The 24,319-nt window shown below is 73.4% G+C and carries 24 protein-coding genes and 2 pseudogenes; 14 read left to right on the top strand and 12 right to left on the bottom strand.

From position 1 onward, the window contains the following. Positions 1 to 33: 33 nt before the first annotated feature. Together QOZ86_RS16770 and QOZ86_RS16765 are read right to left on the bottom strand one after the other, a co-directional pair. Positions 34 to 1,821 carry a copper resistance CopC/CopD family protein gene (locus tag QOZ86_RS16770; RefSeq protein WP_284493112.1) on the bottom strand — a complete coding sequence of 596 codons (1,788 nt, stop codon included), beginning with the start codon at positions 1,819 to 1,821 and terminating at the stop codon, positions 34 to 36. After that, positions 1,818 to 2,462 carry a zf-HC2 domain-containing protein gene (locus tag QOZ86_RS16765; RefSeq protein WP_284493111.1) on the bottom strand — a complete coding sequence of 215 codons (645 nt, stop codon included), beginning with the start codon at positions 2,460 to 2,462 and terminating at the stop codon, positions 1,818 to 1,820. The genes QOZ86_RS16770 and QOZ86_RS16765 overlap by 4 nt, the downstream gene beginning before the upstream one ends. 46 nt (positions 2,463 to 2,508) lie before the next feature. Here QOZ86_RS16765 and QOZ86_RS16760 point away from each other — a divergent pair, with 46 nt between their 5' ends. Both QOZ86_RS16760 and QOZ86_RS16755 read left to right on the top strand, forming a co-directional pair. Beyond that, positions 2,509 to 3,096 (top strand): sigma-70 family RNA polymerase sigma factor, encoded by a 588-nt coding sequence (locus QOZ86_RS16760; RefSeq protein ID WP_284493110.1) that lies wholly within the window; start codon positions 2,509 to 2,511, stop codon positions 3,094 to 3,096. 252 nt (positions 3,097 to 3,348) lie between these two features. Then, positions 3,349 to 4,338 (top strand): sulfite exporter TauE/SafE family protein, encoded by a 990-nt coding sequence (locus QOZ86_RS16755; RefSeq protein WP_284493109.1) that lies wholly within the window; start codon positions 3,349 to 3,351, stop codon positions 4,336 to 4,338. A 130-nt stretch (positions 4,339 to 4,468) separates the two neighbouring features. Here QOZ86_RS16755 and QOZ86_RS16750 read toward each other — a convergent pair whose 3' ends face one another. From QOZ86_RS16750 to QOZ86_RS16740, 3 genes are all read right to left on the bottom strand, one after another. Next, positions 4,469 to 4,957, bottom strand: coding sequence for a DUF5994 family protein (locus QOZ86_RS16750; RefSeq protein WP_284493108.1), 489 nt, complete (start codon positions 4,955 to 4,957; stop codon positions 4,469 to 4,471). Between the two features lie 266 nt (positions 4,958 to 5,223). After that, a complete protein-coding gene (gene typA, locus QOZ86_RS16745; protein ID WP_284493107.1) occupies positions 5,224 to 7,116 on the bottom strand; it encodes a translational GTPase TypA in 1,893 nt (630 codons plus the stop codon). Positions 7,117 to 7,215: 99 nt separating this feature from the next. Further along, positions 7,216 to 7,563, bottom strand: coding sequence for a hypothetical protein (locus QOZ86_RS16740; RefSeq protein ID WP_284493106.1), 348 nt, complete (start codon positions 7,561 to 7,563; stop codon positions 7,216 to 7,218). 174 nt (positions 7,564 to 7,737) lie between these two features. Here QOZ86_RS16740 and QOZ86_RS16735 point away from each other — a divergent pair, with 174 nt between their 5' ends. From QOZ86_RS16735 to QOZ86_RS16720, 4 genes are read left to right on the top strand one after another with little or no spacing between them, the layout of a single operon-like run. Then, positions 7,738 to 9,288, top strand: a complete 1,551-nt coding sequence (locus QOZ86_RS16735; protein ID WP_284493105.1) for an alpha/beta hydrolase fold domain-containing protein — start codon at positions 7,738 to 7,740, stop codon at positions 9,286 to 9,288. A gap of 28 nt (positions 9,289 to 9,316) precedes the next feature. Further along, positions 9,317 to 10,465 (top strand): glutathione-independent formaldehyde dehydrogenase, encoded by a 1,149-nt coding sequence (locus tag QOZ86_RS16730; RefSeq protein WP_284493104.1) that lies wholly within the window; start codon positions 9,317 to 9,319, stop codon positions 10,463 to 10,465. 37 nt (positions 10,466 to 10,502) lie between these two features. Then, the gene (locus tag QOZ86_RS16725; protein ID WP_284493103.1) at positions 10,503 to 10,988 is read left to right on the top strand and encodes an ABC transporter substrate-binding protein; all 486 of its coding nucleotides are present in this window, start codon (positions 10,503 to 10,505) and stop codon (positions 10,986 to 10,988) included. Beyond that, positions 10,989 to 12,098, top strand: coding sequence for an ABC transporter substrate-binding protein (locus QOZ86_RS16720; protein ID WP_284493102.1), 1,110 nt, complete (start codon positions 10,989 to 10,991; stop codon positions 12,096 to 12,098). 121 nt (positions 12,099 to 12,219) lie between these two features. Here the strand turns inward: QOZ86_RS16720 and QOZ86_RS16715 are convergent, their stop codons facing one another. Beyond that, positions 12,220 to 12,780, bottom strand: a complete 561-nt coding sequence (locus tag QOZ86_RS16715) for a YceI family protein (protein WP_284493101.1) — start codon at positions 12,778 to 12,780, stop codon at positions 12,220 to 12,222. Between the two features lie 87 nt (positions 12,781 to 12,867). Here QOZ86_RS16715 and QOZ86_RS16710 point away from each other — a divergent pair, with 87 nt between their 5' ends. Beyond that, entirely contained in the window at positions 12,868 to 13,368 is a 501-nt protein-coding gene (locus QOZ86_RS16710; protein WP_284493100.1) for a MarR family winged helix-turn-helix transcriptional regulator, read from the top strand. Between the two features lie 7 nt (positions 13,369 to 13,375). On the opposite strand, the gene QOZ86_RS16705 is transcribed toward QOZ86_RS16710, so the two are convergent. Together QOZ86_RS16705 and QOZ86_RS16700 are read right to left on the bottom strand one after the other, a co-directional pair. Further along, positions 13,376 to 14,056, bottom strand: a complete 681-nt coding sequence (locus tag QOZ86_RS16705; RefSeq protein WP_284493099.1) for a response regulator — start codon at positions 14,054 to 14,056, stop codon at positions 13,376 to 13,378. Further along, on the bottom strand, positions 14,053 to 14,619 hold the full coding sequence (locus tag QOZ86_RS16700) for a sensor histidine kinase (RefSeq protein WP_284493098.1): 567 nt from the start codon (positions 14,617 to 14,619) through the stop codon (positions 14,053 to 14,055). The genes QOZ86_RS16705 and QOZ86_RS16700 overlap by 4 nt, the downstream gene beginning before the upstream one ends. Positions 14,620 to 14,622: 3 nt before the next feature. Here QOZ86_RS16700 and QOZ86_RS21050 point away from each other — a divergent pair. From QOZ86_RS21050 to QOZ86_RS21260, 3 genes and pseudogenes are all read left to right on the top strand, one after another. After that, positions 14,623 to 15,693 (top strand): annotated as a pseudogene (locus QOZ86_RS21050) (sensor histidine kinase); the annotation flags it as partial. 22 nt (positions 15,694 to 15,715) lie between these two features. Next, a pseudogene (locus tag QOZ86_RS21265) lies at positions 15,716 to 15,961 on the top strand (response regulator); the annotation flags it as partial. A 103-nt stretch (positions 15,962 to 16,064) separates the two neighbouring features. Further along, positions 16,065 to 16,148: a hypothetical protein gene (locus tag QOZ86_RS21260; RefSeq protein ID WP_431521229.1), complete on the top strand. Its 84-nt coding sequence runs from the start codon at positions 16,065 to 16,067 to the stop codon at positions 16,146 to 16,148. Here QOZ86_RS21260 and QOZ86_RS16685 read toward each other — a convergent pair. The 3 genes from QOZ86_RS16685 to QOZ86_RS16675 form a co-directional block, all read right to left on the bottom strand. Beyond that, a complete protein-coding gene (locus QOZ86_RS16685; protein ID WP_284493129.1) occupies positions 16,112 to 17,032 on the bottom strand; it encodes an enoyl-CoA hydratase-related protein in 921 nt (306 codons plus the stop codon). The two genes, QOZ86_RS21260 and QOZ86_RS16685, sit on opposite strands and share 37 nt — an antisense overlap. Before the next feature lie 156 nt (positions 17,033 to 17,188). Then, on the bottom strand, positions 17,189 to 18,175 hold the full coding sequence (locus tag QOZ86_RS16680; protein ID WP_284493097.1) for an acyl-CoA dehydrogenase family protein: 987 nt from the start codon (positions 18,173 to 18,175) through the stop codon (positions 17,189 to 17,191). Beyond that, complete coding sequence (locus QOZ86_RS16675; protein WP_284493096.1) at positions 18,172 to 19,392, bottom strand: acyl-CoA dehydrogenase family protein; 1,221 nt, start codon at positions 19,390 to 19,392, stop codon at positions 18,172 to 18,174. The genes QOZ86_RS16680 and QOZ86_RS16675 overlap by 4 nt, the downstream gene beginning before the upstream one ends. Before the next feature lie 107 nt (positions 19,393 to 19,499). Here QOZ86_RS16675 and QOZ86_RS16670 point away from each other — a divergent pair, with 107 nt between their 5' ends. Both QOZ86_RS16670 and QOZ86_RS16665 read left to right on the top strand, forming a co-directional pair. After that, positions 19,500 to 20,153, top strand: a complete 654-nt coding sequence (locus tag QOZ86_RS16670) for a TetR/AcrR family transcriptional regulator (RefSeq protein WP_284493095.1) — start codon at positions 19,500 to 19,502, stop codon at positions 20,151 to 20,153. Positions 20,154 to 20,211: 58 nt separating this feature from the next. Beyond that, positions 20,212 to 20,466, top strand: a complete 255-nt coding sequence (locus QOZ86_RS16665; RefSeq protein WP_284493094.1) for a hypothetical protein — start codon at positions 20,212 to 20,214, stop codon at positions 20,464 to 20,466. A gap of 16 nt (positions 20,467 to 20,482) precedes the next feature. On the opposite strand, the gene QOZ86_RS16660 is transcribed toward QOZ86_RS16665, so the two are convergent. Beyond that, the gene (locus QOZ86_RS16660) at positions 20,483 to 21,334 is read right to left on the bottom strand and encodes a patatin-like phospholipase family protein (RefSeq protein ID WP_284493093.1); all 852 of its coding nucleotides are present in this window, start codon (positions 21,332 to 21,334) and stop codon (positions 20,483 to 20,485) included. An 82-nt stretch (positions 21,335 to 21,416) separates the two neighbouring features. On the opposite strand from QOZ86_RS16660, the gene QOZ86_RS16655 reads away from it, so the two are divergent. Together QOZ86_RS16655 and QOZ86_RS16650 are read left to right on the top strand one after the other, a co-directional pair. After that, a complete protein-coding gene (locus QOZ86_RS16655; protein WP_284493092.1) occupies positions 21,417 to 23,159 on the top strand; it encodes a class I adenylate-forming enzyme family protein in 1,743 nt (580 codons plus the stop codon). Between the two features lie 75 nt (positions 23,160 to 23,234). Next, positions 23,235 to 24,293 (top strand): potassium channel family protein, encoded by a 1,059-nt coding sequence (locus QOZ86_RS16650; protein ID WP_284493091.1) that lies wholly within the window; start codon positions 23,235 to 23,237, stop codon positions 24,291 to 24,293. Positions 24,294 to 24,319 lie beyond the last annotated feature (26 nt).

The raw sequence follows: 24,319 nt of genomic DNA, 5'->3' as shown, positions 1-24,319 counted from the left end.
GGTCGACGGCCTGGGGCGACCGCCGGGGGAAGGTCAGCGGACCGGGACGTCGGTGGCCGCGGTCAGGGCGGTGAACTCGTCGAGGCGGACGTCGACGGTGAGGGTCCAGGTGCCGGCGCCCGGGATCCTCATCCCGTCACCGACGTAGTGGCCCGGCCCAGCGGGCTCCAGGTCCACGTCGAGCGGGCCGATCTCCTGGCTCCGCTCGGTGAGCGTCACCTGGATCTCCGCGGGCTGGGTGAGCCGGCCGACGTCGTCGAAGAGGTAGACGTGCAGGGCGTTCGGGCCGGGTCGGGCCGGATCGACCGAGACCTGCACGCTGCCCGAGGCCCCGGAGCTGCCCTGCAGCGGCAGCACGACGTCGACGGGCTGGGCCAGCGCGGTCCGGGCCGGCGGGGTGGCGACCAGGACGGCGGACACGGCCAGCACGACGGCGGTCAGGCCGGCCTCTACGAGCACCGACCGGCGCAGCGACGGCAGGTGCTCGTCGGCGGACTCGGCCTGCAGCCGGTCCCGGTCGGCGGCAGCGGCCACCTCCTCGGGGCCGGGCTCGAGCGGGCCGGCCGTCGGCGCGGCCGCGGTGGCGAATGCGTGCACGGAAACCGTCCGGCCGGGGCGGGAGCGGCGGATGCCCAGGCGCTGCTGGACCCACACGCGCGAGACGCCGGCGGCGGCGAGCAGGAGGACGACGAGCAGGACCTTCCCGGCGAGCAGCTGGCCGTAGGCGGTCTCGACCAGCGCCGTCGGGGACCCGACCTCGCGTACCGACTGCACGATGCCGGACACGACGAGGGCGACCACCGAGCCGAACGCCAGCCGGGAGAACCGCGGCAGCACCGCGGCGGCGTCGGTCGGTCCCGTCTCCGGCCGCAGCGCCGTGGCCAGCAGCGCGGCGAGCCCACCGAGCCAGACCGACATCGCCCCGACGTGGACGGCGGCGACCAGGACCGCCAGCGCCGGCCACGGCCCGGCGACCGGGTGCCCCACGGCCGCGGTGGCCAGCACCAGGCCCCCGGCGAGCACCCCGGGCGCCACCAGCCGGCCCGGCGATCCCGGACCGCCCCGCCGCCACACCGGACGGAGCGCCGCCAGCAGCGCCAGCGCGAGGGCCACCCGCGCCAGCGCCGCCCAGCCGGCGCCCGAGCTCACGGTGGCGCCCAGCAGCGCCGGATCGACCGCCGCGCCCAGCCCCGCGCCGGCGGCGTAGGACCCCTGCAGCAGGAAGGTCGCGAGGGCGGCCACGGCGACGGCGACCGCGCCCCCGCCCGCCATCCGGCCCAGCCGAGCGGACCGCCAGCCGCCCGGCCAGCACGTCGCGGCGAGGACCGGCACGCCGATCGCGAGAGCCAGCCCGGCGTACCCGACCCAGCGGGCCACCGGCAGCAGCAGCGCGACCAAGGGGTCGGTCGCGCCCACCTGGTCGCCGGCTCCGGCGGCCAGCAGCTCGCCGTCGCCGACGACGAAGGAGAACGCGCCCGACACCGGGTGGGAGTCGGCGGAGATCACCCGGTACGTCACGAGGTACCCGCCGTCGGGCAGGTCGCCGCGCAGCGGGATGGTCAGGACGTCGCCGTCGACGGCTGCGGTGCCGGCGTCGACCCGCTGCTGGTCGGCGCCCAGCACCCGGGCGTAGCCGGCGCCCAGCGCGATCCCCTCGGTGAACCGCAGGGTGACCTCGTCGGGCGCCTCCTCCAGCCGTGCTCCCTCCCCCGGGTCGGTGGCGACCAGGGTGGCGTGCGCCGCGGCCAGGCCGGCCGTACCGACCCCCACGGCCAGCCAGCCGGCCACGAGCAGGACCAGGAGGGCGGCCGCGCGCCTCACGCAGCGACCGGCCGGTCGGCGACGGGGCGCACGCCCCCTCGCAGCCGCCCGCGCCACGCCAGCGTCGCGACCAGCGTCACCCCCGCCAGGAGCAGCAGATGGGCCACCGCGCGGTCGGCGTGCACGTGACCGGCGCGCAGATCGGCCACCGTCACCGGCAGCAGCAGGGCGACGAAGGTCCCCAGGAAGGGCAGCGCCCCCGCGGCCAGCCACGGGGCCGCCGCGACGGCGAGGAAGGCGGCGGCCACCGCGAGGTTCCACGCGCCGCTCTCGCGGGCCATGTGGACCGGTGCGCTCATGGCTCCGGCGCCGGACACGAGCACCGGCCAGGCCAGCGCCGCCTGCGCGACACCGACGGCCAGCAGCACCAGGCGCAGGGCGGTGTCCACCAGCCTGGCCCGGGCGGCCGCGTGCGCCCCGGGGAGCTCCCGGGGAAGCGCGGCCAGCACCGTCGCGGTCAGGTCCGGCACGGGCGGCGCCGGGGCCAGCCGAGCACGCCGGGTGACCCGTTCGGCTGCGCCCGCCCAGGCGGCGCAGCCGGGGCACGCGGCGAGGTGCTCGTCGAGCTCGCAGGCGGGCATCCCGAGCGGCTCACCGTCCAGACGGGCGGACAGCGCCTCGCGGAAGGTCAGGCACGACATGGTTCATTAGTCGCATCCGGGCGCCGTCCGGTTCCCGGGGCTCCCGGTGACGCCGATCACTTCCGAGGACATGGACGACCTGGCCCGCCTCGCCGCGGACGCCGCCGACGGCGATCCGCTGGCCGCGGCCGCCCTCGTGCGGGCCACCCAGTCCGACGTCTGGCGGCTGTGCGCGGCCCTCGGCGACCGGGACGCCGCCGACGATCTCACCCAGGAGACGTACCTGCGGGCGTTCGGCTCGCTGCACCGCTTCGAGGGTCGATCGTCGGTCGGGACCTGGCTGCTCACCATCGCGCGGCGGGTCTGCGCCGACGCGCTGCGGTCGCGCGGCCGACGCCGGCTGACGCTGGTCCGCGAGGCCGCCGACCTGGAGCTGCTGGCGCCCGACGGCGCCGGGGACGCGGTCGCCGAGGGCGCCGCCGTCACCGACCTGCTGGGCCGCCTGGCCCCGGACCGGCGCGAGGCCTTCGTCCTCACCCAGCTGCTCGGGCTGTCCTACGCCGAGGCCGCCGACGTCGCCGGCTGCCCCGTGGGGACGATCCGCTCCCGCGTCGCGCGGGCCCGCGCCGACCTCGTCAGCTCGCTCGGCGAGAGGGAGGAACGTGCCGCCGAGCGCGGTGGGACACACAGCTGACGTCCAGAGTGGGTTCACCCCATCGGTCGCCCCGATATGCGCATAAGTGCATCGATCTGGTAGACATTGGCCCGTGATGCGGACGACGATGCTGCTCCTGGTGAGCCGCCGGCACGTCGATCTGCTGCGCGTCTGCACCGCCGCCTGTCCGGCCTGCTGATTCCCCGCGCCGTCCCGGCGCTCCCCCGTCTCGCTCGTCCTCCCCGTGCGCGCTGCTGCGCGCCCGCGCTCTGAGACCCGGAGTCAGAAACCGTGAAGACCCTCATCCTGCTCGCCCTCGCCGGGCTGGGCGCCCAGCTCGTCGACGGCAGCCTGGGCATGGCCTACGGCGTCACCTCGACGACGCTGCTGCTGGCGATCGGCACCAACCCGGCGGCCGCCTCGGCCACCATCCACCTCGCCGAGATCGGCACCACGCTGGCCTCGGGGCTGTCGCACTGGAAGTTCGGCAACGTGGACTGGAAGGTCGTCGCGAAGGTGGGCCTGCCGGGTGCGGTGGGGGCATTCGCCGGCGCGCACTTCCTGTCCGCCCTCTCCACGGAGGCCGCGGCGCCGGTCATGTCGCTGATCCTGGTCTCGCTGGGCGTCTACATCCTGGTGCGGTTCACGCTCCGGGGCATCGACCGGCGCAACATGGGCAAGCCCGTCCGGAAGCGCTTCCTGGGGCCGCTGGGCCTGGTCGCCGGGTTCGTCGACGCGACGGGTGGCGGCGGCTGGGGCCCGGTCGGCACGCCGGCGCTGCTGGCCAGCGGCCGGATGGAGCCGCGCAAGGTGATCGGCTCCATCGACACCTCGGAGTTCCTCGTGGCCCTGGCCGCCAGTCTCGGCTTCCTGGTGGCGCTCGGCTCGCAGGGCATCGACCCGCTGTGGGTGGCCGGGCTGCTCGCCGGTGGCCTGATCGCGGCCCCGATCGCCGCGTGGCTGGTGCGGCACATCCCGCCGCGACTGCTGGGCTCCCTCGTCGGCGGCATGATCGTGCTGACCAACGTCCGCACGCTGCTCCGCAGCGACTGGGTCGACGCCGGCGACACCACGCGCACCGTCGTCTACGTCATCCTGGCCGTGGTGTGGATCGCTGCCGTCGTGCACTCCTACCGCGAGTACCGCAAGGACCGGGCCGCGGAGTCCGCCGACGCGGTCGCCGAGCTGGCCGAACCGAACGTGGTCGCCGACGTCGACGCCCCGGCGCACGCCGGCGAGAAGCCCGTCGGCGCGGGGCGCCCGAGCGCCCCCCGCGACTGACCCGCCCGGAGCCGGGATCAGGTGACCTGATCCGTGCAGCGTCCTCCCTCACCGCAGAACGTGAGGGAGGACGCTCGATGATCAGGGACCCTGATCTTCGCTTCGACAGGAGGGCGGCCTCCGCGCCGGGCTACCCGGCGCGGGGGTACTCCGGCACCTGCGGCAGCGGGGTGGAGCGCGCCGCGGCGAGCACCATCTGCGGGGAAGGCGGAAGGCCACGGCGGGTGCACAGCCGCAGGGCACGGGCCCCGGTCAGGACGTCGGTGTCCGGCGGAACGACGAGCAGGTCCGCACGCCGGTTGCCGCCGGCCCAGGTGAGGCAGACGACCTGCGGATCCATGCTGCGGAACCCGCCGGCCCGCACCGTACGGCCCAGCACCTCGACCTTGCGGGGCGCCGGCTCCCAGGCGTCGAGCGCGTAGGTGAACCGCTCCACCCGCACACCGCGCCGGTCGAGCGCCGCGATCAGCTCGGGCAGCTCGGCGGCGAGATCACGGCTGCGCGGGAACCAGGCACCGTCGAACGCCGAGCCACCGGACCCGGCGTCGGCCCGCAGGCTCAGCCGGACGTCGATCCCACCCCGGAAGCCCTCGGACACCGGAACCGTGGTCGTCGCCATCAGCGCTCGGCCGCCTCTCGTCGTTCATCGCTCGGCACCGGACAGATGCCTCCGAGACGAACCTAGGCCGCGTGGCCCGCGGTGCTCCTGGTGCACCGGATGGGCGGGTCGCCGCCGTACGGCCGGTCATCACGAATCGTGACCTGCCGAGCACGCCCTATCCCCCGCTGCAGGGGACAGCGTCGGACAGCACTCTGCCTCCGAGTGCAGGTGCACTCAGAGGCAGAGCGTGCGCGATGACGTCTCCGGTCGGGCCGGAGAGCGGCTCAGACGGGCTTGGGCTTGCGGTTCTTGGCCTTGCCGCGCTCGGTCTGGTCCAGCACCACCTTGCGGATGCGGACGCTGCCCGGGGTCACCTCGACGCACTCGTCCTCGGCGCAGAACTCCAGCGCCTGCTCGAGGTTCAGGATGCGCGGCGGGATCAGGCGCTCCAGCTCCTCGGAGGTGGACTTCCGCATGTTGGTGAGCTTCTTCTCCTTGGTGATGTTCACGTCCATGTCGTCCGGACGGGAGTTCTCACCGACGATCATGCCCTCGTAGACCTCGGTGCCCGGCTCGACCATGAGCGAGCCGCGCTCCTGCAGCGAGAACATCGAGTACGTCGTCGCCACGCCCTGGCGGTCGGCGACCAGCGAGCCGGTCGGCCGGGCGCGCATGTCGCCCAGCCAGGGCTCGTACCCCTCGAGGTTGTGGTTCAGGACGCCGGTGCCGCGGGTCTCGGTGAGGAACTCGGTGCGGAAGCCGATGAGCCCGCGGGACGGGACGATGTACTCCATCCGCGCCCAGCCGGTGTCGTGGTGCACCAGGTTCTCCAGCCGCGCGCGGCGGACCGCGAGCGCCTGGGTCAGCGTGCCGACGTACTCGCCCGGAGTGTCGATGGTGACCCGTTCGACCGGCTCGTGGAGCGTGCCGTCGACCATCTTGGTGACGACGGTCGGGCGCCCGACGGTGAGCTCGAACTCCTCGCGGCGCAGCTGCTCGACGAGGATCGCGAGCGCCAGCTCGCCGCGGCCCTGCATCTCCCAGGTGTCGGGGCGGTCGGTCGGCAGCATCCGCACCGACACGTTGCCGACCAGCTCCTGGTCGAGACGGTTCTTGATCAGCCGGGCGGTCAGCTTCTTGCCCGACTTGCCGGAGATCGGCGAGGTGTTGATGCCGATGGTGATCGAGATCGAGGGCTCGTCGACGGTGAGCGGCGGCAGCGGCCGCGGGTCGTTCGGGTCGGCGAGGGTGTCGCCGATCATGATGTCCTCGATGCCGGCGATGGCCACCAGATCACCCGGGCCGGCGCTCTCGGCCGGGGTGCGGGTGAGGCCCTCGGTGACGAGCAGCTCGGTGATCTTGACGTTCTTGATGGTGCCGTCGATCTTGCACCAGGCCACCTGCTGGCCGCGCTTCATCTCACCGGAGTGCACGCGCAGCAGGGCCAGCCGGCCGAGGAACGGGGAGGCGTCGAGGTTGGTGACCTGCGCGCGCAGCGGCTCCTCGGCGTCGTAGGTCGGCGCCGGAACGGTCTCCAGCAGCGTCTTCACCAGCGGACCGAGGTCCGCGCTGTCCGGCACGGTGCCGTTCTCCGGACGGTTCAGGGACGCCTGGCCGGTGCGGCCGTTGCAGTAGACGATCGGGAACTCGAGGGCGTCGGCGTCCATGCCGGCGTCCTCCATGAGCTCCATGAACAGCTCGTAGCACTCGTCGACAACCTCGGCGATCCGGGCGTCACCGCGGTCGGTCTTGTTCACCGCGAGGATGACGGGCATCCCCTTGCCCAGCGCCTTGCGCAGGACGAAACGGGTCTGCGGGAGCGGACCCTCGGACGCGTCCACGAGCAGGACGACGCCGTCGACCATCGACAGGCCGCGCTCGACCTCACCACCGAAGTCGGCGTGGCCGGGGGTGTCGACGATGTTCACGACCACCGGGTTGCCGTTGTCGTCGGCCAGCCGGATGGCGGTGTTCTTCGCGAGGATGGTGATGCCGCGCTCACGCTCGAGATCCATCGAGTCCATCACGCGGTCCTGCGTGGAGTCGTTGTCCGTCCCCTCCCCCTTGGCGCGGCCGAGTGCGCCGGCCTGGCGGAGGAGGGCGTCGACCAGGGTGGTCTTGCCGTGGTCGACATGGGCGATGATCGCCACGTTGCGCAGGTCGTCGCGGGTGGGCATGCGGAAGGGCACCTCAGGAGGATTCGGGGATGCCGCTGCGTCAGCGCGCGGCATCTCGTGCAACAGCCGCCTGGTCGGCGACCTTCCCAGAGTAGTCGCTCAGCGCTCCCGAGCGTCCGGGCCCGAGCCGTCAGCCACCCCGAACGTCACTCCTGCGGCGGTGAGGGTGACCAGACTCACCGCCAGCCAGGCCGGCATCCCGACGCCGATGGCCAGGACGTGGGCCAGCACGAAGGCGCCGACGTACAGCGCCGCGAGCGCGACGGCCGTCCCCGGGCCGCGGCGGCGGAGCCACAGCGTCCCGGCTGCCAGGCCCGCCGCGGCGAAGACGGCACCCCCGAGCGCTCGGACACCGGTGCCCTGCGCGATGCCGAAGCCGGCGGCCAGGCCGACGGCCACCAGGACGGCGGAGGGGAACCGGGTGCGGGCGAAGGTCGAGGTCGACATGTCGACCAGTCTCCTCTCCCGCAACCAGGGCGGCCGTGACCGGTTCCAAGGGCGTTACGGCTGCATGAAGGCGTGCACCGGTCGAATAGGCGGCGCCCCGTCGGGTAGGAGCGGTCGATCCTGCGTCGGTGAAAAGTCCGGCCGACGCTTCCCCGCGGATCGAGGAGCAGAGACATGCCGTTGCCCTACGAGACCCTGCCCGGCGACATCGACCACCTGATCGCCGACGACCACGCGATCGTCGAGCGGCAGTTCCAGCACCTGGAGGCCGGGCGCGGCAACCGCCGCGTCCTGGTCGACCAGATCAGCGCCGAACTGTCGATGCACGCCTTCGCGGAGGAGACGGTGATCTACCCGATCTGGAAGGAGGTCGGGATGGAGGGCGAGCTGGACGACGCCACGCAGGAGCACCAGAAGATGAAGGAGCTGCTGGTCGTCCTGGGGCGCACCGAGCCGGGCGAGGAGAAGTTCGAGAGCGCCCTCTCGGAGCTCATCGCGGACGTCCGCCACCACGTGCAGGACGAGGAGCAGGAGGAACTCCCCGAGTTCCGCGCCAAGGTCGGCGCCGAGCGCATGGCGGCCCTGGGCAAGGACTTCATCACCGCCAAGCGCCGCGGCCCGACGCGGCCGCACCCGAAGGCGCCGTCCGGCGGCATCAAGGAGAAGGTCGCCGGCGCCGTGGCCGCTCCGCTGGACCTGGCGCGCGACGCCGTGTCCGGCACCAACAAGGAGCTGGCCACCGACCCGTCCGGGCTGCTCGACCCGCAGGCGCAGGCGATCGTCGACGCCTTCTCGTCGATGGGCCCGCTGCCGTTCGAGACGCTGACGCCGAAGGAGGCCCGCAAGCAGCCGGGCCCGGACGACGCGGTCAAGAAGGTCATGGCCGCCCGTGGCATCGAAGGCCCGGAGGAGGTCGGTTCCGTCGAGGACATCGAGATCCCCGACGCCGCCGGCGGCCGGCAGAAGCTGCGGGTCTACAAGCCGGCGAACACCGGTTCCGCCCCGCTGCCGATCATCATGTGGATCCACGGCGGCGGCTGGGTGCTCTTCGACATCGACACCTACGACGCCTCCTGCCGGGGCCTGACCAACAAGACCGGCGCGATCGTCGTGTCGCCTGACTACCGTCGCGCCCCCGAGGCCGTCTTCCCCGCCTCGCACGACGACGTCCTGACCGCCTACCGCTGGGTCGTGGCCAACGCTGCGTCCCTGGGTGGCGATCCGACCCGCATCGGGATCGGCGGGGAGTCCGTCGGCGGGAACATGGCCCCGGCGACGATCCTGCAGCTCACCGACCGCGATCCCCGTCCCGTGGCACAGGTCTGCGTCTACCCCCTGACCACCGGCGAGCAGTTCGGCGAGTCCATGGAGGACGCCGCCGACGGCCGGCCCCTGAACCGGGCACTGCTGAGCTGGATGGCGATGCATGCGTTCGAGGGCAAGCCGGACGCCGCCAAGGACCCGCGGATCGACCTGCTCGGCTGGTCGACCGACCAGCTGGCGAGCATGCCGCCGACGCTGGTCATCACCGACGAGCGTGATCCGCTGCGCAGCCAGGGCGAGGAGTTCGCCCGCAAGCTGGAAGCAGCAGGCGTCCCGACGACGGGCACCCGTTACCAGGGCGTGATGCACGAGTTCTTCGGCGCCGCTGCGGTGCTCGACAAGGCCGAGCAGGCCCAGCAGGAGGCTGCACAGCACTTCACCCGCGCCTTCGCCGCCCGCTGACCAGCCACACCACCGAGGAGGCACAGCCATGAAGGCCGTCGTCTACCGCGGCGAGAAGAACGTCGCCGTCGAAGAGGTTCCCGACCCGACCATCCAGTCGCCCACCGACGCGATCGTCCGGATCACCACGACCAACATCTGCGGCTCGGACCTGCACATGTACGAGGGGCGGACCAGCGTCGAGGAGGGCAAGGTCCTCGGCCACGAGAACATGGGCGTCGTCGAGGAGGTCGGCGCCGGCGTCGACCGGCTCGAGGTGGGCGACCGGGTGTCGCTGCCGTTCAACATCGCGTGCGGCACCTGCCGCAACTGCACCCAGGGCTGGACGTCGTTCTGCCTGCGCGCCAACCCGACCGAGGGCATGGACGGCGCGGCCTACGGCTACGCCAACATGGGTCCCTACGACGGCGGGCAGGCGGAGTTCCTGCGGGTGCCGTGGGCGGACTTCAACGCGCTGCACCTCCCGCCGGGTACCGAGCACGAGAACGACTTCACGATGCTGTCGGACATCTTCCCGACCGGCTGGCACGGGGTGGAGCTCTCCGGGATGCAGCCGGGTGACCGCGTGGCCGTCTTCGGCGCCGGACCGGTCGGGCTGATGGCAGCGCACAGCGCGATGATCCGCGGCGCCTCGCAGGTCTTCGTCGTCGACAAGGAGCCCGACCGGCTGGCACTGGCGCAGAAGTACGGCGCCACCGCCGTGGACTTCAGCGCGGGCGACCCGGTCGAGCAGCTGATGGAGGCCACGGACGGGAACGGCGTCGACCGCGGCGTCGAGGCAGTCGGCTACCAGGCGCACGACCCCTCCGGCGAGGAGCACCCGGAGCTGGTGCTCGACAATCTCGTACAGGTCGTCCGCGCCACCGGCGGGATCGGTGTCATCGGCGTCTACGTGCCCCAGGACCCCGGCGCGAACAGCGACCTGGCCAAGGAGGGACGCATCCCGTTCCAGTACGGCCAGTTCTTCACCAAGGGCCAGTCCATGGGCACCGGCCAGGCCCCGGTCAAGAAGTACAACCGGCAGCTGCGGGACCTGATCATCACCGGACGCGCCAACCCGTCGCTGATCGTGTCCCACGAGCTGGCCCTGGACGAGGCGGTCGACGGCTACGAGCGGTTCGACAACCGCGAGGACGGCTGGACCAAGGTCCTGCTGCGTCCCGGGACGCTGGCATGAGGCGGCCGTCCATCGAGGCCGGGCCGGTGAGACTGCGGTGAGCGTTCTCCCCGGGCCTCGACGAGAGCCCCGCGGCACCGTCCGGGTGGTCGACCCGAGCCCGCTCAACTGGCTCTACATCACGTACAACACCGTCGAGGAACCCGTGCGGGTCACGCGGCGGGGCAAGGTCCGCCCCGCCGCGATGAGCCGGTACCGATGGCGGGACTCCACGACGCTGGAGATCAAGGTCCGCAGCGACAACCGGTTCGCCGACGGCACGCCGCTGACCGCCGACTCGGTGCGCCGGGCCGCGGAGGAGCAGTTCCGGTGGGAGTCGCCGCACCCGCCGGGAACCCACTTCAACATCGACCGGCGCAGCCGGGTCGAGGTGGTCGACGACCGGACCGTGCGGCTGCACCTCCCGGCCGTGGACGGGTTGGCTCTCGGCAAGCTACGGGCGACGCACGTGATGAGCGAGCGGTTCTGGCGCGACCTCGGGTTCGGCTACGCCCGCGACGAGTCGGGCGAGGGGCACTGGTAGGTGATCGATGCGCCGGGGCCGTGGGCCTCGGGAGCCTTCACCCTCGTCGAGGGTCATTCGCGCATCGACACCGAGCCGGTGGTCATCGACGGCGAGGACCGCACCTGGCTGCAGACCGAGGACCGCTCCCCCACCGTCCGGCTGCACGCCAATCGGCACTACTGGGACCGGAGGCGGGGCCCACGCCTCGCCGAGGTCGAGTTCCGCAACGACCTCGACCGGGACCGTGCCCTGGACATGGTCTGCGACTCCGTCGGTGAGGTCGACATCGTCACGGAGGTGCCGCACGCTCAGGCCGAGCGGGTACGCCGGTCGCGGCATGCCCGGCTCGTCACGGTCGACGCCGTACGTGCCCTGGCCGGTGTCATCGACCGGGATGCCGACGGCCTCCCGCTGGCCGACGTCCGCGCCCGGCGGGCGCTCAACCTCGCCGTCGACCGGGCCGCGCTCGTCCGCGACGCGTTCGGCGGGCTGGCCCGACCGCTGGCCGGGCTGACACCGCCGACCCTGCTGACGGTCGCGCACCGGGCGCCGGGCCGGCTGCGGCCGTACCAGCACGATCCGGCGGAGGCGGCAAGACTGTGGCGGCTGACCGGCGGGTCTTCCCGACCCGTCCGGCTCGCCGCGCTCGAGCCATGGGCGGCGGTCGCCACGTTCGTCGCCGCGCAGTGGCGCGAGGCCCTGGGGATCGAGGTACAGGTGTCGGTCGTTCCGGTCGACCGGGAGCGGGAGACCCGCCGGCGGCTGGCCGCCAAGGAGCCGCGGGAGTGGGACGTCCTGCTGCTCGAGCAGGGCAGCCAGTCGGTCGACGTGCCGCCGCTCGAACTGCATCGTGCGTTCGTCGGCCGTTCGGGCGAATTCCGGGCCGGCCCGGTGGACCCGACGTTCGAGCGGCTCTTCGCCGATCTGGTCGCGCAGACCTCGCAGCTGCGGCAGGTGGTAGCCGCCAACCGCATCGACCGGTACGTCACCGAGCAGGCGCTGGCGCTCTTCCTGGTCGCGCCGAAGGTGCTGTACGCGGTCAACCGCGACGTCGACTTCGATCCGTACGCGACCAGTTTCGAGCTGGCCGACACCTCGGTGCGCGACGGGCACTGGTCCCTGCGCTGAAGTCGCGAGGCCCCGGACGCGGGATGCGTCCGGGGCCTCGCAGGCTGTTCAGCTGTTGATCATCGTCGAACGGCTGGTCGACACGCCGGCAGGGACGACCACCCGACGATGATCAACGGTTTCAGGCGGTGCGGAGCACGGCCTCGATCTCGAGCTCGACGGTGATCTTGTCGCCGACGACGACGCCGCCGCCGTCCATCGGCATGTCGATGTCCACGCCGAACTCCTTGCGGGAGATCTCCGTCTTCGCGGAGAAGCCGGCGCGCGTGCCGCCGTAGGCGTCCGGGCCGAAGCCGTTGACCTCCAGGTCCAGGGTGACCGGCTTGGTGATGCCCTTGAGCGTGAGCTGTCCTTCGACGGTCCAGTCGGCGCCGTCGGTCTTCACCGCGGTGGACCGGAAGGTCATCACCGTGTGGTTGCCGACGTCGAAGAAATCGGCGGACTTGATGTGCGCGTCGCGCTGCTCCTGGCGGGTGTCGATCGAGTCCATGTCGATCGTCGCGTTCACGGTGGACCGCGTCGGGTCCTCGGCGGTCGTGATCTCGCCGGAGAACTCGCGGAAGTAGCCGCGGACCTTGCTGACCATCATGTGGCGGACGGAGAAGCCGACGGTGGAGTGGCTGGCGTCGATGTCCCAGGTGCCGGCGACGTAGCCGGGGATCTGGACGGTGTTGGCGGTCATGGAGTCTCCCAGTGGTTGAGCGTGTGACCTTCTCGCTGGAGGCTAGCGTAGTTGAGCGCTTGACTATTCCCCCGGTATCCTGTGCCCATGAGCGCGTCGCCGTCCTCGGAGTTCCTCCCCACGGGTGATCCTCGCTGGCTCGACGCCGAGGAACAGAAGGCCTGGCGCGCCTGGCTCTACAGCGCGCAGCTGCTGCAGGACCGGCTGGACCGGGAGCTGACCCACCGCACCGGGATCTCGCACGCCTACTACGAGATCCTCGTGGCCCTGTCGGAAGCTCCCGAGCGGATGATGCGGATGAGCGAGCTCGCCGACCGGTGCCTGTCGTCCCGCAGCCGCCTGTCCCATGCGGTCTCCCGGCTCGAGGAGCGCGGCTGGGTGCGGCGCCAGGTCTGCACCGAGGACGGGCGCGGACAGCTCGCCGTGCTGACCGACGACGGGTTCGCCGCGCTGGAGGACGCCGCCCCGATCCACGTGGAGGGCGTTCGCCGTGAGCTGTTCGACCAGCTCACGCCGGAGCAGGTGGCCGCCATGCGTGACTTCGGGGAGACGCTCCTGCGCCACCTCGACGCCACCCGCGTGCCCTGACGCGCGGTCACGGCGGGAGGTCGCGGTCGACCGGCACCAGCCCCGCCCGGAACGCGACGATCACGGCCTGAACGCGGTCGCGCACGCCGAGCTTGGTGAGGGTGCGCGCGACGTGGGTCTTCACGGTGGCCTCGCCGACGAACAGCCGGCTGCCGATCTCGGCGTTGGACAGCCCTTCCGCGAGTAGCTCCAGCACCTCGACCTCTCGGGAGGTCAGGTCGGCCAGTCCGGCCGTCGGCAACCCGGTCGGGACCGGCGCACGGCGGGCGAACGCGGAGATCAGCCGCCGGGTCACCGACGGTGCGAGCAGCGCCTCCCCCGCCGCCGCGACCCGGATCGCGTGCACGAGCTGGTCGGCCGGGACGTCATTGAGCAGGAAGCCGCTGGCCCCCGCGCGGAGCGCCTCGTAGACGTGCTCGTCGACGTCGAAGGTGGTCAGGACGACGACCTTGCACGGGACGCCGGCCGGGTCCCCGAGGAGCTGGCAGGTGGCGGCCAGCCCGTCGGTCCCCGGCATGCGGATGTCCATGAGGACGACGTCCGGCCGGAACCGCCGGGCCGCGGTCACCCCCGAGGCGCCGTCCGAGGCGGTGCCGACGACGGTCAGGTCCGGCTCGGCCTCGAGGATCAGCCGCAGGCCGGTGCGGACCAGCTCCTCGTCGTCGACGACCAGCACGCGGATGGTCATGCCGGCGTCCCGTCGACCGCGAGCCGCGCCCGCACCCGGTAGCCGCCGTCCGGCAGGCCGCCCGCCTCCACGGTGCCGCCGTAGAGGGCCACGCGTTCCCGCATGCCCACCAGGCCGTGGCCGGTGCCCGTCCCCGGCTCCCCGGCACCCCCCTGGCCGTCGTCGCACACCTCGACGTCCACCACCCCGCCGGCCGCGCGGACGACGACCTGCACGGTGGCCGGTCCGGCGTGCCTGAGCACGTTGGTCAGTGCCTCCTGCACGATCCGGTAGGCCGCGAGGTCGACACCTGCCGGCAGTGCGGCGAGGTCACCGGTCACGGTCAGCTCGACCGGCGTGCCCGCTCGCCGTACCCGGTCGACCAGGTCGTCGAGGTCCTGGAGGCTCGGTTGCGGCGCCACCGTGCCGTCGTCCCCTCCGGTGAGCAGGCCCAGCAGCCGGCGCATCCCGGCCATGCCCTGGCGGCCCGCGGTCTCGATGGACGACAGGGCGCTGCGGGCCAGGTCGGGGCGGCCCTCCATCGCCCGCTGGGCCGCCTGCGACTGGATGACGATCACCCCCATGCTGTGCGCGACCTCGCCGCCGCATCGGCCGCCGTGACCTGTGCGGTCCTGCTCGGAAAGGGCACTTGGGCGGCGAGCGACGAGACCGTCGCCGGCAGCCTCTGGTGGGTCGCGCCGCTCCTGCTCGTGCCGTCGGCGGCCCTCCTCTGGCGGCGCAGCCGGCCCCTCACGACGACGGCCGGGGTCTGGGTCCCGGCGGGGCTGCACGCCGCCTTCTCCGGGGACGGCGGGGAGGGTCTCTACCCCGTGCTGCCGGCCCTCGTGAGCCTGTACGCCCTCGCGGCGTACGGCACCCGCCGGCAGTTGCCGGCCGGTCTCGGTATCGCCGTCGCCTCGCTCGCCGTCCACGACTGGCACGACCAGGACGCCTGGCGGTCCGGGGCCGAGGCCGCGTGGTCGGCGGCGTGGTGGGACCTGCTGCTCTTCGTGGCCCCCCTGGTCGGGGGCCTCGTGGCCGGGTCCCGGCGGGCCCGCGCCCTGGCCGAGGAACGGGCGCGGATCGCCCGCGAGCTGCACGACGTCGTCACCTCGCACGTGAACGTGGTGGTGCTGCAGGCGATGGTGGCGTCGGGAGAACTCGACCGCGGCCCGGAGGGTGTGCGGGAGCCGCTGCGGGTCATCGAGCGCAGCGGCCGGGAGGCCCTCGCCGAGATGCGCCGTCTCCTGGGGGTGCTCCGGGAGGAGGACGCCCAGCAGGCGCTGAGCCGTCGACCGGGCACGGCGGACGTCGCGGCCCTGGTCGACTCGGCCCGCGACGCCGGCCTGTCCGTCGGCCTGGCCGTGTCCGGGGATCCACGCCCCCTGCCGGCCGGCCTCGGGCTGACGGTCTACCGGATCGTCCAGGAGGCGCTCACCAACGCGGCGCGGTACGCCGCCGGCTCGCGGGTCGGCGTCAGCCTCCGCTACGAACCCGATGCGGTCGACGTCGCCGTCGTCGACGACGGCGGTGTGGCGCGCGACGACGTGCCCGGCGGCGGCCGCGGGCTGCTCGGCATGCGGGAACGCGTGGCGCTGTTCGCCGGGACGCTCGAGACCGGCCGGTCCACCGACGGCGGGTTCGCGGTGCACGCCCGCCTCCCGGCCCCCCGGACGAGCCGTGATCAGCGTCCTGGTGGCCGACGACCAGGCCCTCATCCGGGACAGCTTCCGGGTGCTCCTGGATCTCGAGCCCGACATCGAGGTCGTCGGGGAGGCCGGGAACGGCGAGCAGGCGGCGGCGCAGGCGCGGCTGCTCCGGCCCGACGTGGTTCTGATGGACATCCGCATGCCGGTGCTCGACGGGCTGGCGGCCACGCGGGCGCTGACCCGGGCCGGGTGCCCGGCCCGGGTGCTCGTCCTGACCACCTACGACGCCGACGAGTACCTGTACGAGGCCATGCAGGCAGGGGCGTGCGGCTTCCTCCTGCCTCGGAGAAGCGACGGTCAAGACCCATCTCGGCCGCGTCCTGACCAAGCTCGGTCTCCGCGACCGGGTCTCCGCCGTCGTGACCGCCTACGAGTCCGGGCTCGTCCGACCCGGCGGCGCCTGACGAGGTCCGGCGTCGTCCGGGGACGCGGGCCAGCGCGGAACGCCGGCGACGGCACCGTCGGGCAGCCGCGCCGGGAACCGCGGTCGGCGCTTCTCCAGGAAGGCCGCCACCCCCTCGGCCGGGTCGGGCCCCTCCCCCAGCTCCACGAGCGCCCGGGACTCCGCGCGATGCGCGTCCCACGGCGAGGCGGCGCCGAGCATCGACCACAGCAGCTGGCGCGAGGCAGCGACGGCCACCGCACTGGTGTTGTCGGCGATCTCCCGCGCCAGCGCGTAGGCAGCGGGCAGGAGCTCGGCGTCCGGGACCACCCGGGACACCAGCCGGCCGCGCAGCGCCTCGGCGGCGTCGAACACCCGGCCGGTGGCCACCCACTCCATCGCCTGGCTGATGCCGACCACCCGCGGCAGGAACCACGACGACGCGGCCTCCGGCACGATCCCGACCCGGCCGAAGACGTACCCGAACCGGGCGGACTCCGCGGCGATCCGGATGTCCATCGGCAGGATCATGGTCGCGCCGATGCCGACCGCAGGGCCGTTCACGGCAGCGATCACCGGTTTGCGCAGCGCCGCGAACGGCAGCGACGCGACCCCGCCGGCGTCGCGGGGGAAGCCGGCGATCTCCTCGCTCAGCGGGCCGGGCGGGCGCACGCGGGTTCGCCGGTCGCCGAAGGTGTCCGGCCCGCCCGCGAGGTCGGCGCCGGCGCAGAACGCCCGGCCGGCGCCGGTCACCACCACGACGCGGACGTCCTCGTCGGCGTCGGCGGCGGCGGCCGCGCGGGCCAGCTCGTCGGCCATCGTCAGCGTGAAGGCGTTGAGCCGCTCCGGCCGGTGCAGCGTCACGGTGGCCACGCCGTCGGCCACCTCGTAGCGGAGCTCGGTCAGGTCCGTGGTCTTCTCCCGTCTCGTGGGCGGTGGGTTTCCGGTACCGGAAGTTCCCGGGGGTCAGCCGTTACCTGACTCCCTAGGCAATGGAGGCTATGCATACGGTTTCGGGGCTTGAACCGCATGCATAGCCTCCTTTGCCTGGGGTGCCGCGGCTCAGAGGGCGCCGGCGACCGCGAGCCGGGCGACGGCGTCGAGGTGCTCGGCCTCGTCGCCGAGCAGCAGCCGGTCGACCTTGGCCCGCCGCCAGAAAAGGTGCGCGTCGTGCTCCCAGGTGAAGCCGATCCCGCCGTGCACCTGGATCAGCGTGCCGGCGGCCCGCTCGAAGGTGCTCGCCGCGCATGCCTTGGCGGCCGAGGAGGCGAGCGGCAGCTCGGCGGGCGCGGAGTCGGCGGCCCACGCCGCCCACCAGACCAGCGAGCGGAGCTGTTCCACGCCGGCCCAGGCGTCGACCAGCATGTGCTTGACCGCCTGGTACGAGCCGATCCGCCGCCCGAAGGCCTCCCGCTCCTGGGCGTAGGCGACGCCGAGCGCCACCGCCCGGTCGGCGCCTCCGAGATCCTCGGCGGCCATCACCACGGCCGCCACCTGCCGTGCCCGGGCCCACAGCTCCGCGGCGTCGGAGGCGATCACCCGGCGGGAGGTCAGCCGGACCGAGGCCAGGCCACGGGTGGCGTCCAGCGGGCGACCGGGAACGATCTCGCCCTCTCCCACCACGAGGTCGCCGCCGTCCAGGCCGAGGAACAGCGTCGCGTCAGCGGCGTCGATCGAGGGCGCGGACCCGTCGACGGAGCCGTCGAGGACCGCGAAGGCCGTCGTCCCGTCGGCCAGCTGTGCGGCGAGTTCGGGGACGTCGGCGAGCAGCACCGCCGCACGCGCCGCCGTCACCAGGGACGGCGCGGCCAGCACCGCGCCGCCCTGCTCGGCGACCACCGCCAGGTCCAGCAGCGGTCGGCCGGAGCCGCCGGCCACCTCGGGCACGGTGATGCCCAGGAAACCGATGTCGGCCAGCGCCTTGCGGCCGGGCGCCGGCGCCCCGCCCTCCAGCCCGGCCCGGGCCGCTGCCGGTGAGGCGGAGCCGGTGAAGAACTCCCGCGCGCCGGCGGCGATGTCTCGCTGGTCGGTGTCGAGGTCGAAGTTCACCGCCGTCCTCCCGAGAAGGGAGCCGTCTTGTCGCTGCGCGGCTCCGGCGGCAACCCGAGCACCCGCTCGCCGAGGATGTTGCGCAGCACCTGGTCGGTGCCGCCGGCGATGGCGATCCCGGGGAGCCACGCCTGGGTGCGCTGCCAGCGGTCGTCCCCGCCGGAGGTCGCGGCGTAGACCGCCTCGTCGCCGAGCAGCCGGACGCCGGCGTCGGCGACCAGCCGCGCGGCCTCGGTGGCGGCGAGCTTGCCCGCACTGGCCTCCGGTCCGGGGATCCCGCCCTGGCTGAGCACCGTGAGCCGCCGGTAGCCGGTGTAGCGGGCGGCGAGCGCCGCGACCACGGCCCGGCCCACCGCCTGCCGGGCCAGCACCTGGCGGTCGCCGTCGAGGGCGGGCAGCCGGTCCCGCGCGTGCTCCACCAGTGCCTCGACCGGCAGCCCGATGTCGCCGCCGGCACCGCCGATGGCCACCCGCTCGTTCATCAGGGTGGTGAGCGCGACCCGCCAGCCCTCGCCGGGCTCCCCCAGCCGTTCGCTGTCGGGGATGCGGACGTCGTCGAAGAAGACCTCGTTGAAGTCGGCCTGCCCGCCCATCTGCCGCAGCGGCCGCACGCTCACACCAGGGGCGTGCATGTCGACGACGAACATCGTCAGCCCCGCGTGCTTGGGCCGTTCGGGGTCGGTGCGGGTGAGCAGGATGCCGAAGTCGGCGACGTGTGCCAGCGTCGTCCAGACCTTCTGGCCGTTGACCACCCAGTCCTCGCCGTCGCGGACGGCCGTGGTGCGCAGCGCCGCCAGGTCGGAGCCCGACGCGGGTTCGCTGAACAGCTGGCACCAGACGTCGTCCGCCCGCAGCAGCCGGGCGAGGTAGCGGTCGCGCTGGTCCTGGCTGCCGTGCGCGATCACCGTGGGCCCGCACATGCCGATGCCGATGTGGTTGATCAGCCCCGGCACCCGGGCGCGGGCCAACTCCTGGGCGACGATCGCCTGCTGCACGAGCGTGCCACCCCGCCCCCCGTACTCGCGCGGCCACGTGACACCGACCAGCCCGGCCTCGGCGAGCACGCGCTGGGTGCGGCGCATCTCCGGTTCGTGCCGGCGCGCGTCGACGCCCTCCTGGCCCGGGGCCAGGTGGAGCAGCTCGCCGGCGTGCTGCTCGAGGAGGTCGCGAACGCGGGCGCGGTAGGTGGCCTCGTCCGGGCTGTCATCGAAGTCCACGGGCGGCACCTCTCGTCGATGAGCGGACCGGCGCAGCGTGACACCGGTCACCCGAAACGGTCAACGATGACTGTCGCCGGGGCCGCAGCCGCCCTACGCTCCGGCGGATGGTCGTCGAGCCTGCCTCGCCCGACGGCGTCGCGCGCGCCCGATCCCGGTCGGAGAAGACCGCCGACAGCCGGCTGCTCATCCTGGACGCGGCGGTCGCCTGCCTGGTGGAGGACGGGTACGCGGGCGCCTCCACGCTCGCCGTCCAGGCCCGGGCCGGGGTGTCCCGCGGCCGGCTCCTGCACCACTTCCCGTCCCGCGCCGAACTCCTGGCGGCTGCCGCCGAGCACCTGTCGACGACGCAGCTCGCGGAGGTCCGCAGCCGGGCGGCGGCCCTCATGCACGACGAGCCGACCGGGCGGGAGCGCGTCGACCGCGCGATCGACCTGATGTGGACGACGTTCCAGGAGCCGCCCTTCTGGGCGGCGATGGAGCTGTGGACGGCGGCCCGGACCGACCCCGACCTGCGAACGGCGCTGCGCGGGGAGGAACGCCGGCTGCGCGCGGCCATCGCGGCGGTGGCCGACGAGATCTGGGGGCCGGACATCGCGGGCGCGCCCGGCTACGCCGACCTGACCGAGCTGCTGTTCACCAGCATGCGCGGCGTGGCACTGGTCTACGCCTTCGAGGACCGCCCGGCCGCCACCGACCCGCACCTCTCGCGCTGGAAGCGGGTCGCCGCCCGGATGCTCGCCCTCGACAGTCAGGGTTGACCGCCATGTCCACGGCCGCCAGCATGACGCAGGTCACAACGCCGCCCGAGGAGCGCCCATGAGCACCGCGATCCCCGTCCTGCGCGGCCGGGGCATGACGATGAGCGACCAGCTCGCCCGGTGGAGCCGCACTCGGCCGGATGCTGCCGCGCTCCGCTTCGAGGGGGCGGGGCGCAGCTACGCCCAGCTCGACGAGCGGGTCTCCCGGCTGGCGCGCCGAACCTGTCGTCTGACGCCGGACCACTCCGCGATCATGAAGTCTCGGGAGCGACACGCCGCGCGGGACCGGCGTGTCGCTCCCCGCACTTCATGATCACCGCAAAGGCAGGTCAGTCGTTCCAGACCTCGGCGACCCGCTCCGCGACCGTCGCCGCCTGGGCGCGACCGGCCCGCGCGGCGGGTTCCCGGGCGGCGGGGTCGAGGACGTTGCGGCCGATCGCCGTCCGGCTGCCCTCGTCCGGGGCGACGACGGCCACCCGCGCCAGCATGCCGGTGACCTGGGCGTCGACGCTGGCCATCGGCCCCACGCCGCGCGGGATGGGGGCGAGGACGACGAGCCGGTCGTACCCCTGCGCGAGATCGGCGTTGGCCGCCGAGCGCATGCCGCCGTCGACGTACCGGCGGTCGTCGATGCTGACCGGCGGGTAGACGCCGGGCACCGCGCAGCTGGCGGCCACCGCCTGCAGCAGGGGGACGCCGGACTTCCGGTCGAAGGGGTGGAACTCACCGGTGGCGGCGTCCACCGCGGTGATGATGAGATCGCGGTCGGGCCATTCGCGGGCGATCAGCCGCGAGCCGATGACCTCGAGCCGCTCCTGCTCGGTCGGGGTGAGCCCGGCCTGCTCCGCAGCCAGCGCGAGCGCCCCCACCCGCCGGCGGAACTCCACGTCCCGGCCCCGGCTGACCAGCATCGCCCAGGCGTACCGCGCCAGGTTGCTGCGGGTCATCCGCGCGACCTTCTCCCGTGTCGGCGGCTCCAGTTGGCGGGCGTACATCTCCTCCAGCGGGGCCCCGCAGGTGAGCTGCGCACCGACGACGGACCCGGCCGACGTGCCGACGACGAGGTCGGCCGCGCCCAGGTCGACCCCGGCCTCCGCCAGCCCGGCGAGCACGCCGATCTCCCACGCGATGCCGGTGATGCCCCCGCCGCCCAGGACGAGGGCGGTGCGCTGGTTGCTCATGTCACCCATCCTCACAGAACCCTCGACAGGGGCTGTGAGCTGGGCCACCCTATGGCTCGAGGTCACCGACGAGAGGAAACGCATGACGACCGTGCAGTCCGCCCCGGCACCCACGACGGCGAGCTGGCCGCCCGGGCTGCCCCGGTCACTGGACTACCCGCAGGTGCCGGTGGGCTCGATCATGCGGGCGGCCGTGCGCCGGTGGGGTGACCGGACGGCGTTCCTCGACCACGACGTGCCGCTGACCTTCACCGAGCTGGGCGCCCGCGCGCACGCGGTCGCCGGGTGGCTGGCCGACCACGGCATCGGGCGGGGCGACGTCGTCGCGGTGCACATCCCCAACTGCCGCCAGTACCCGTCGATCTACTACGGGATCATGCTGGCCGGCGCCACCTTCTCCCCTACCAACCCACTGCTCCCGGCGGCCGACCTCGCCGCCCAGCTCTCCGACGCCGGCGCGAAGGTCCTCGTCACCTGGGACCAGGTGCTGCCCTTCGTCCGAGGGGCGCTCGCCCAGACCCCGGTGCGGACCGTCGTCGTCACCGGGGATGCGCACATCCTCGACTTCGCCGCGCGCCTGGACAGGCTCGAGGACAGCGACGTCGACCTCGCCGAGCTGCTCGCCGGCGACCCCACCGACCGGCACCTGGATGCGGGCATCGACGTGGACGCCGATCTGGCACACCTGGCCTACACCGGCGGGACGACCGGCGTGAGCAAGGGCGTGGAGCTGCCGCACCGCCAGGTGGTCACCAACGTGCTGCAGTCCGGCTGCTGGACGTCGGGCTCGCTGCCGGTGCTCGACGGGCACGGCGACGTGACCTTGGAGCAGCGGCTGGGCGAGGACGAGTGCCCCACCCGGCTCGGCGAGGCCCGCATCATCAACCTCACCCCGTGGTTCCACGCGATGGGCGCCATCGGCTACCTCAACGGCATGGTGATGGGCGGCACCATGACGGTCATCCACATGCGCTTCGACCCGGCCACGTACGTCGAGGAAATGATCAAGCACGAGGTCACCTCGATCGGCGGCGCGCCGCCGGTCTTCGTGGCCCTGCTGCAGGTGCCCGGGTTCGCCGACGCCGATCTCTCGCACGTCCGGGGCGTCTCCAGCGGCGCGGCCCCGCTGCCGGTGCCGCTGATCGAGAAGATGCAGGCGCTGATGCCCAACGCCACGATCGGCGAGGGCTACGGCCTCACCGAAGTGACGATGATGGCCACCGGCAACCCGTCGTTCCGCTCGGGCACGCGCAAGCCCGGCACCGTGGGGGTGCCGATCTTCGACACCGAGATCACCATCCGCCCGCTCGGCGGCGGCGACCCGCTGCCGGCCGGCGAGCGGGGCGAGGTGTGCATCCGGGGTCCGCAGGTGATGCGGGGCTACGCGCACCGGCCCGAGGCCACCGCCGACGCGATCGACGCCGACGGCTGGTTCCACTCCGGCGACGTGGGCGTGCTCGACGAGGACGGCTACCTGTCGATCGTCGACCGCACCAAGGACATGCTGCTCTACAAGGGCTACAACGTGTTCCCGCGCGAGCTCGAGGAGATCCTCTTCGGCGTGCCCGGCGTCGGCGGCGCCGCGGTGGTCGGCCGGCCCGACGAGGAGGCCGGCGAGCTGCCGGTGGCCTACGTGGTGCGCAAGGACGACGCCGACGGCGCGGCGCTGACCGTCGGGTCGGTCATGGCCGCGGTCAACGACAGGGTGACGCCGTACAAGCGGCTGCGCGACGTGCGGTTCATCGACGCGATCCCGGTGTCGGCGGCCGGCAAGGTGCTCAAGCGGGAGCTCGCCGCGCGGGAGCGCGAGGCCGTCGAGAGCTGATCGACCGCCCGCCGCCGCACCCCGTTCGGGTGCGGCGGCGCGCAACCCTGCCCGCCGCTCACTATCGTCCGCGGGGTGGACGAGGAGCGGAACGGTCTGGAGACCGAGCACACCGGCGTGCGGATCGCCCACGTCGAGCAGTCACCGGTCCGCCAGGTGTGGCGCCGGGTGCTCATCGCCGCGGTCGTCCTGGCCATCGTGGTCCTCGTGGTCTACCTGGACCGGGACGGCTACGAGGACAGCAAGGGCGGCCCGATCTCGGTCCTCGACGCCACCTACTACGCGACGGTCAGCCTCTCCACGACCGGGTACGGCGACATCACCCCGGTCACCCCCGAGGCGCGGCTGGTCAACGTCCTGCTGATCACGCCGCTGCGCATCATGTTCCTGATCGTCCTCATCGGAACGACCCTCGAGGCGCTGACCGCCCGCTCGCGCGAGGAGTTCCGCATCAACCGCTGGAGGTCCCGCGTGCGCCAGCACGTCATCGTGTGCGGCTACGGAACCAAGGGCCGCAGCGCGATCCGCTCGCTGCAGGCCAACGGGACGCCGCTGGAGAAGATCGTCGTCGTCGACCCCGAGCCCCGCGCGATCGACGAGGCCAACGCCGCCGGGCTCACCGGCATCGTCGGCGACGCCGGCCGCACGGACGTGCTGCGCCGGGCAGCCGTGGAGCGGGCCCGGTCGGTGATCGTCGCCGCCAACCGCGACGACGCCTCCGTGCTCATCACCCTGACGGTGCGGCAGCTCAACCCGAGCGTGCCGATCACCACGAGTGTCCGGGAAGAGGAGAACGCCAACCTGCTGCGGCAGTCCGGCGCCGACACGGTCATCACCACGTCGGCCACCTCCGGGCGGCTGCTGGGCCTGTCCACCGACGCCCCACGGGTGGTGGCGGTGGTCGAGGACCTGGTCACCGGCGGGCAGGGGCTGGACCTGCACCAGCGCACCGTCACCACCGACGAGGTGGGCCTGGGTCCCCGCCAGCTGCGCGACATCGTGCTGTCGGTGACCCGCGGCGGGCGCACGCTGCGCTTCGACGACCCGCTGATCGGGACGCTGCAGCCGGAGGACGTCCTCGTCGTGGTGAAGGCGCACGAGGTGGGCAAGGCAATCCGCCCCCCGACGCAATGACATTGCGATCCTCCGGATCGCACCGC

Origin of the sequence: Blastococcus capsensis (assembly GCF_030165005.1) — a bacterium.
Lineage (GTDB): Bacteria > Actinomycetota > Actinomycetes > Mycobacteriales > Geodermatophilaceae > Blastococcus > Blastococcus capsensis.
Note: the sequence above shows the minus strand (reverse complement) of the source record. Positions and strands in the feature narration are given on the sequence as shown.

Excerpts from the sequence above, each read along its gene's own strand:
- QOZ86_RS16765 (WP_284493111.1), bottom strand. The coding sequence starts at position 2,462 with ATGTCGTGCCTGACCTTCCGCGAGGCGCTGTCCGCCCGTCTGGACGGT.
- QOZ86_RS16715 (WP_284493101.1), bottom strand. The coding sequence starts at position 12,780 with ATGACCGCCAACACCGTCCAGATCCCCGGCTACGTCGCCGGCACCTGG.
- QOZ86_RS16730 (WP_284493104.1), top strand. The coding sequence starts at position 9,317 with ATGAAGGCCGTCGTCTACCGCGGCGAGAAGAACGTCGCCGTCGAAGAG.
- QOZ86_RS16710 (WP_284493100.1), top strand. The coding sequence starts at position 12,868 with ATGAGCGCGTCGCCGTCCTCGGAGTTCCTCCCCACGGGTGATCCTCGC.
- QOZ86_RS16665 (WP_284493094.1), top strand. The coding sequence starts at position 20,212 with ATGAGCACCGCGATCCCCGTCCTGCGCGGCCGGGGCATGACGATGAGC.
- QOZ86_RS16750 (WP_284493108.1), bottom strand. The coding sequence starts at position 4,957 with ATGGCGACGACCACGGTTCCGGTGTCCGAGGGCTTCCGGGGTGGGATC.
- typA (WP_284493107.1), bottom strand. The coding sequence starts at position 7,116 with ATGCCCACCCGCGACGACCTGCGCAACGTGGCGATCATCGCCCATGTC.
- QOZ86_RS16735 (WP_284493105.1), top strand. The coding sequence starts at position 7,738 with ATGCCGTTGCCCTACGAGACCCTGCCCGGCGACATCGACCACCTGATC.
- QOZ86_RS16700 (WP_284493098.1), bottom strand. The coding sequence starts at position 14,619 with ATGGGGGTGATCGTCATCCAGTCGCAGGCGGCCCAGCGGGCGATGGAG.
- QOZ86_RS16655 (WP_284493092.1), top strand. The coding sequence starts at position 21,417 with ATGACGACCGTGCAGTCCGCCCCGGCACCCACGACGGCGAGCTGGCCG.
- QOZ86_RS16670 (WP_284493095.1), top strand. The coding sequence starts at position 19,500 with ATGGTCGTCGAGCCTGCCTCGCCCGACGGCGTCGCGCGCGCCCGATCC.
- QOZ86_RS16660 (WP_284493093.1), bottom strand. The coding sequence starts at position 21,334 with ATGAGCAACCAGCGCACCGCCCTCGTCCTGGGCGGCGGGGGCATCACC.
- QOZ86_RS16740 (WP_284493106.1), bottom strand. The coding sequence starts at position 7,563 with ATGTCGACCTCGACCTTCGCCCGCACCCGGTTCCCCTCCGCCGTCCTG.
- QOZ86_RS16705 (WP_284493099.1), bottom strand. The coding sequence starts at position 14,056 with ATGACCATCCGCGTGCTGGTCGTCGACGACGAGGAGCTGGTCCGCACC.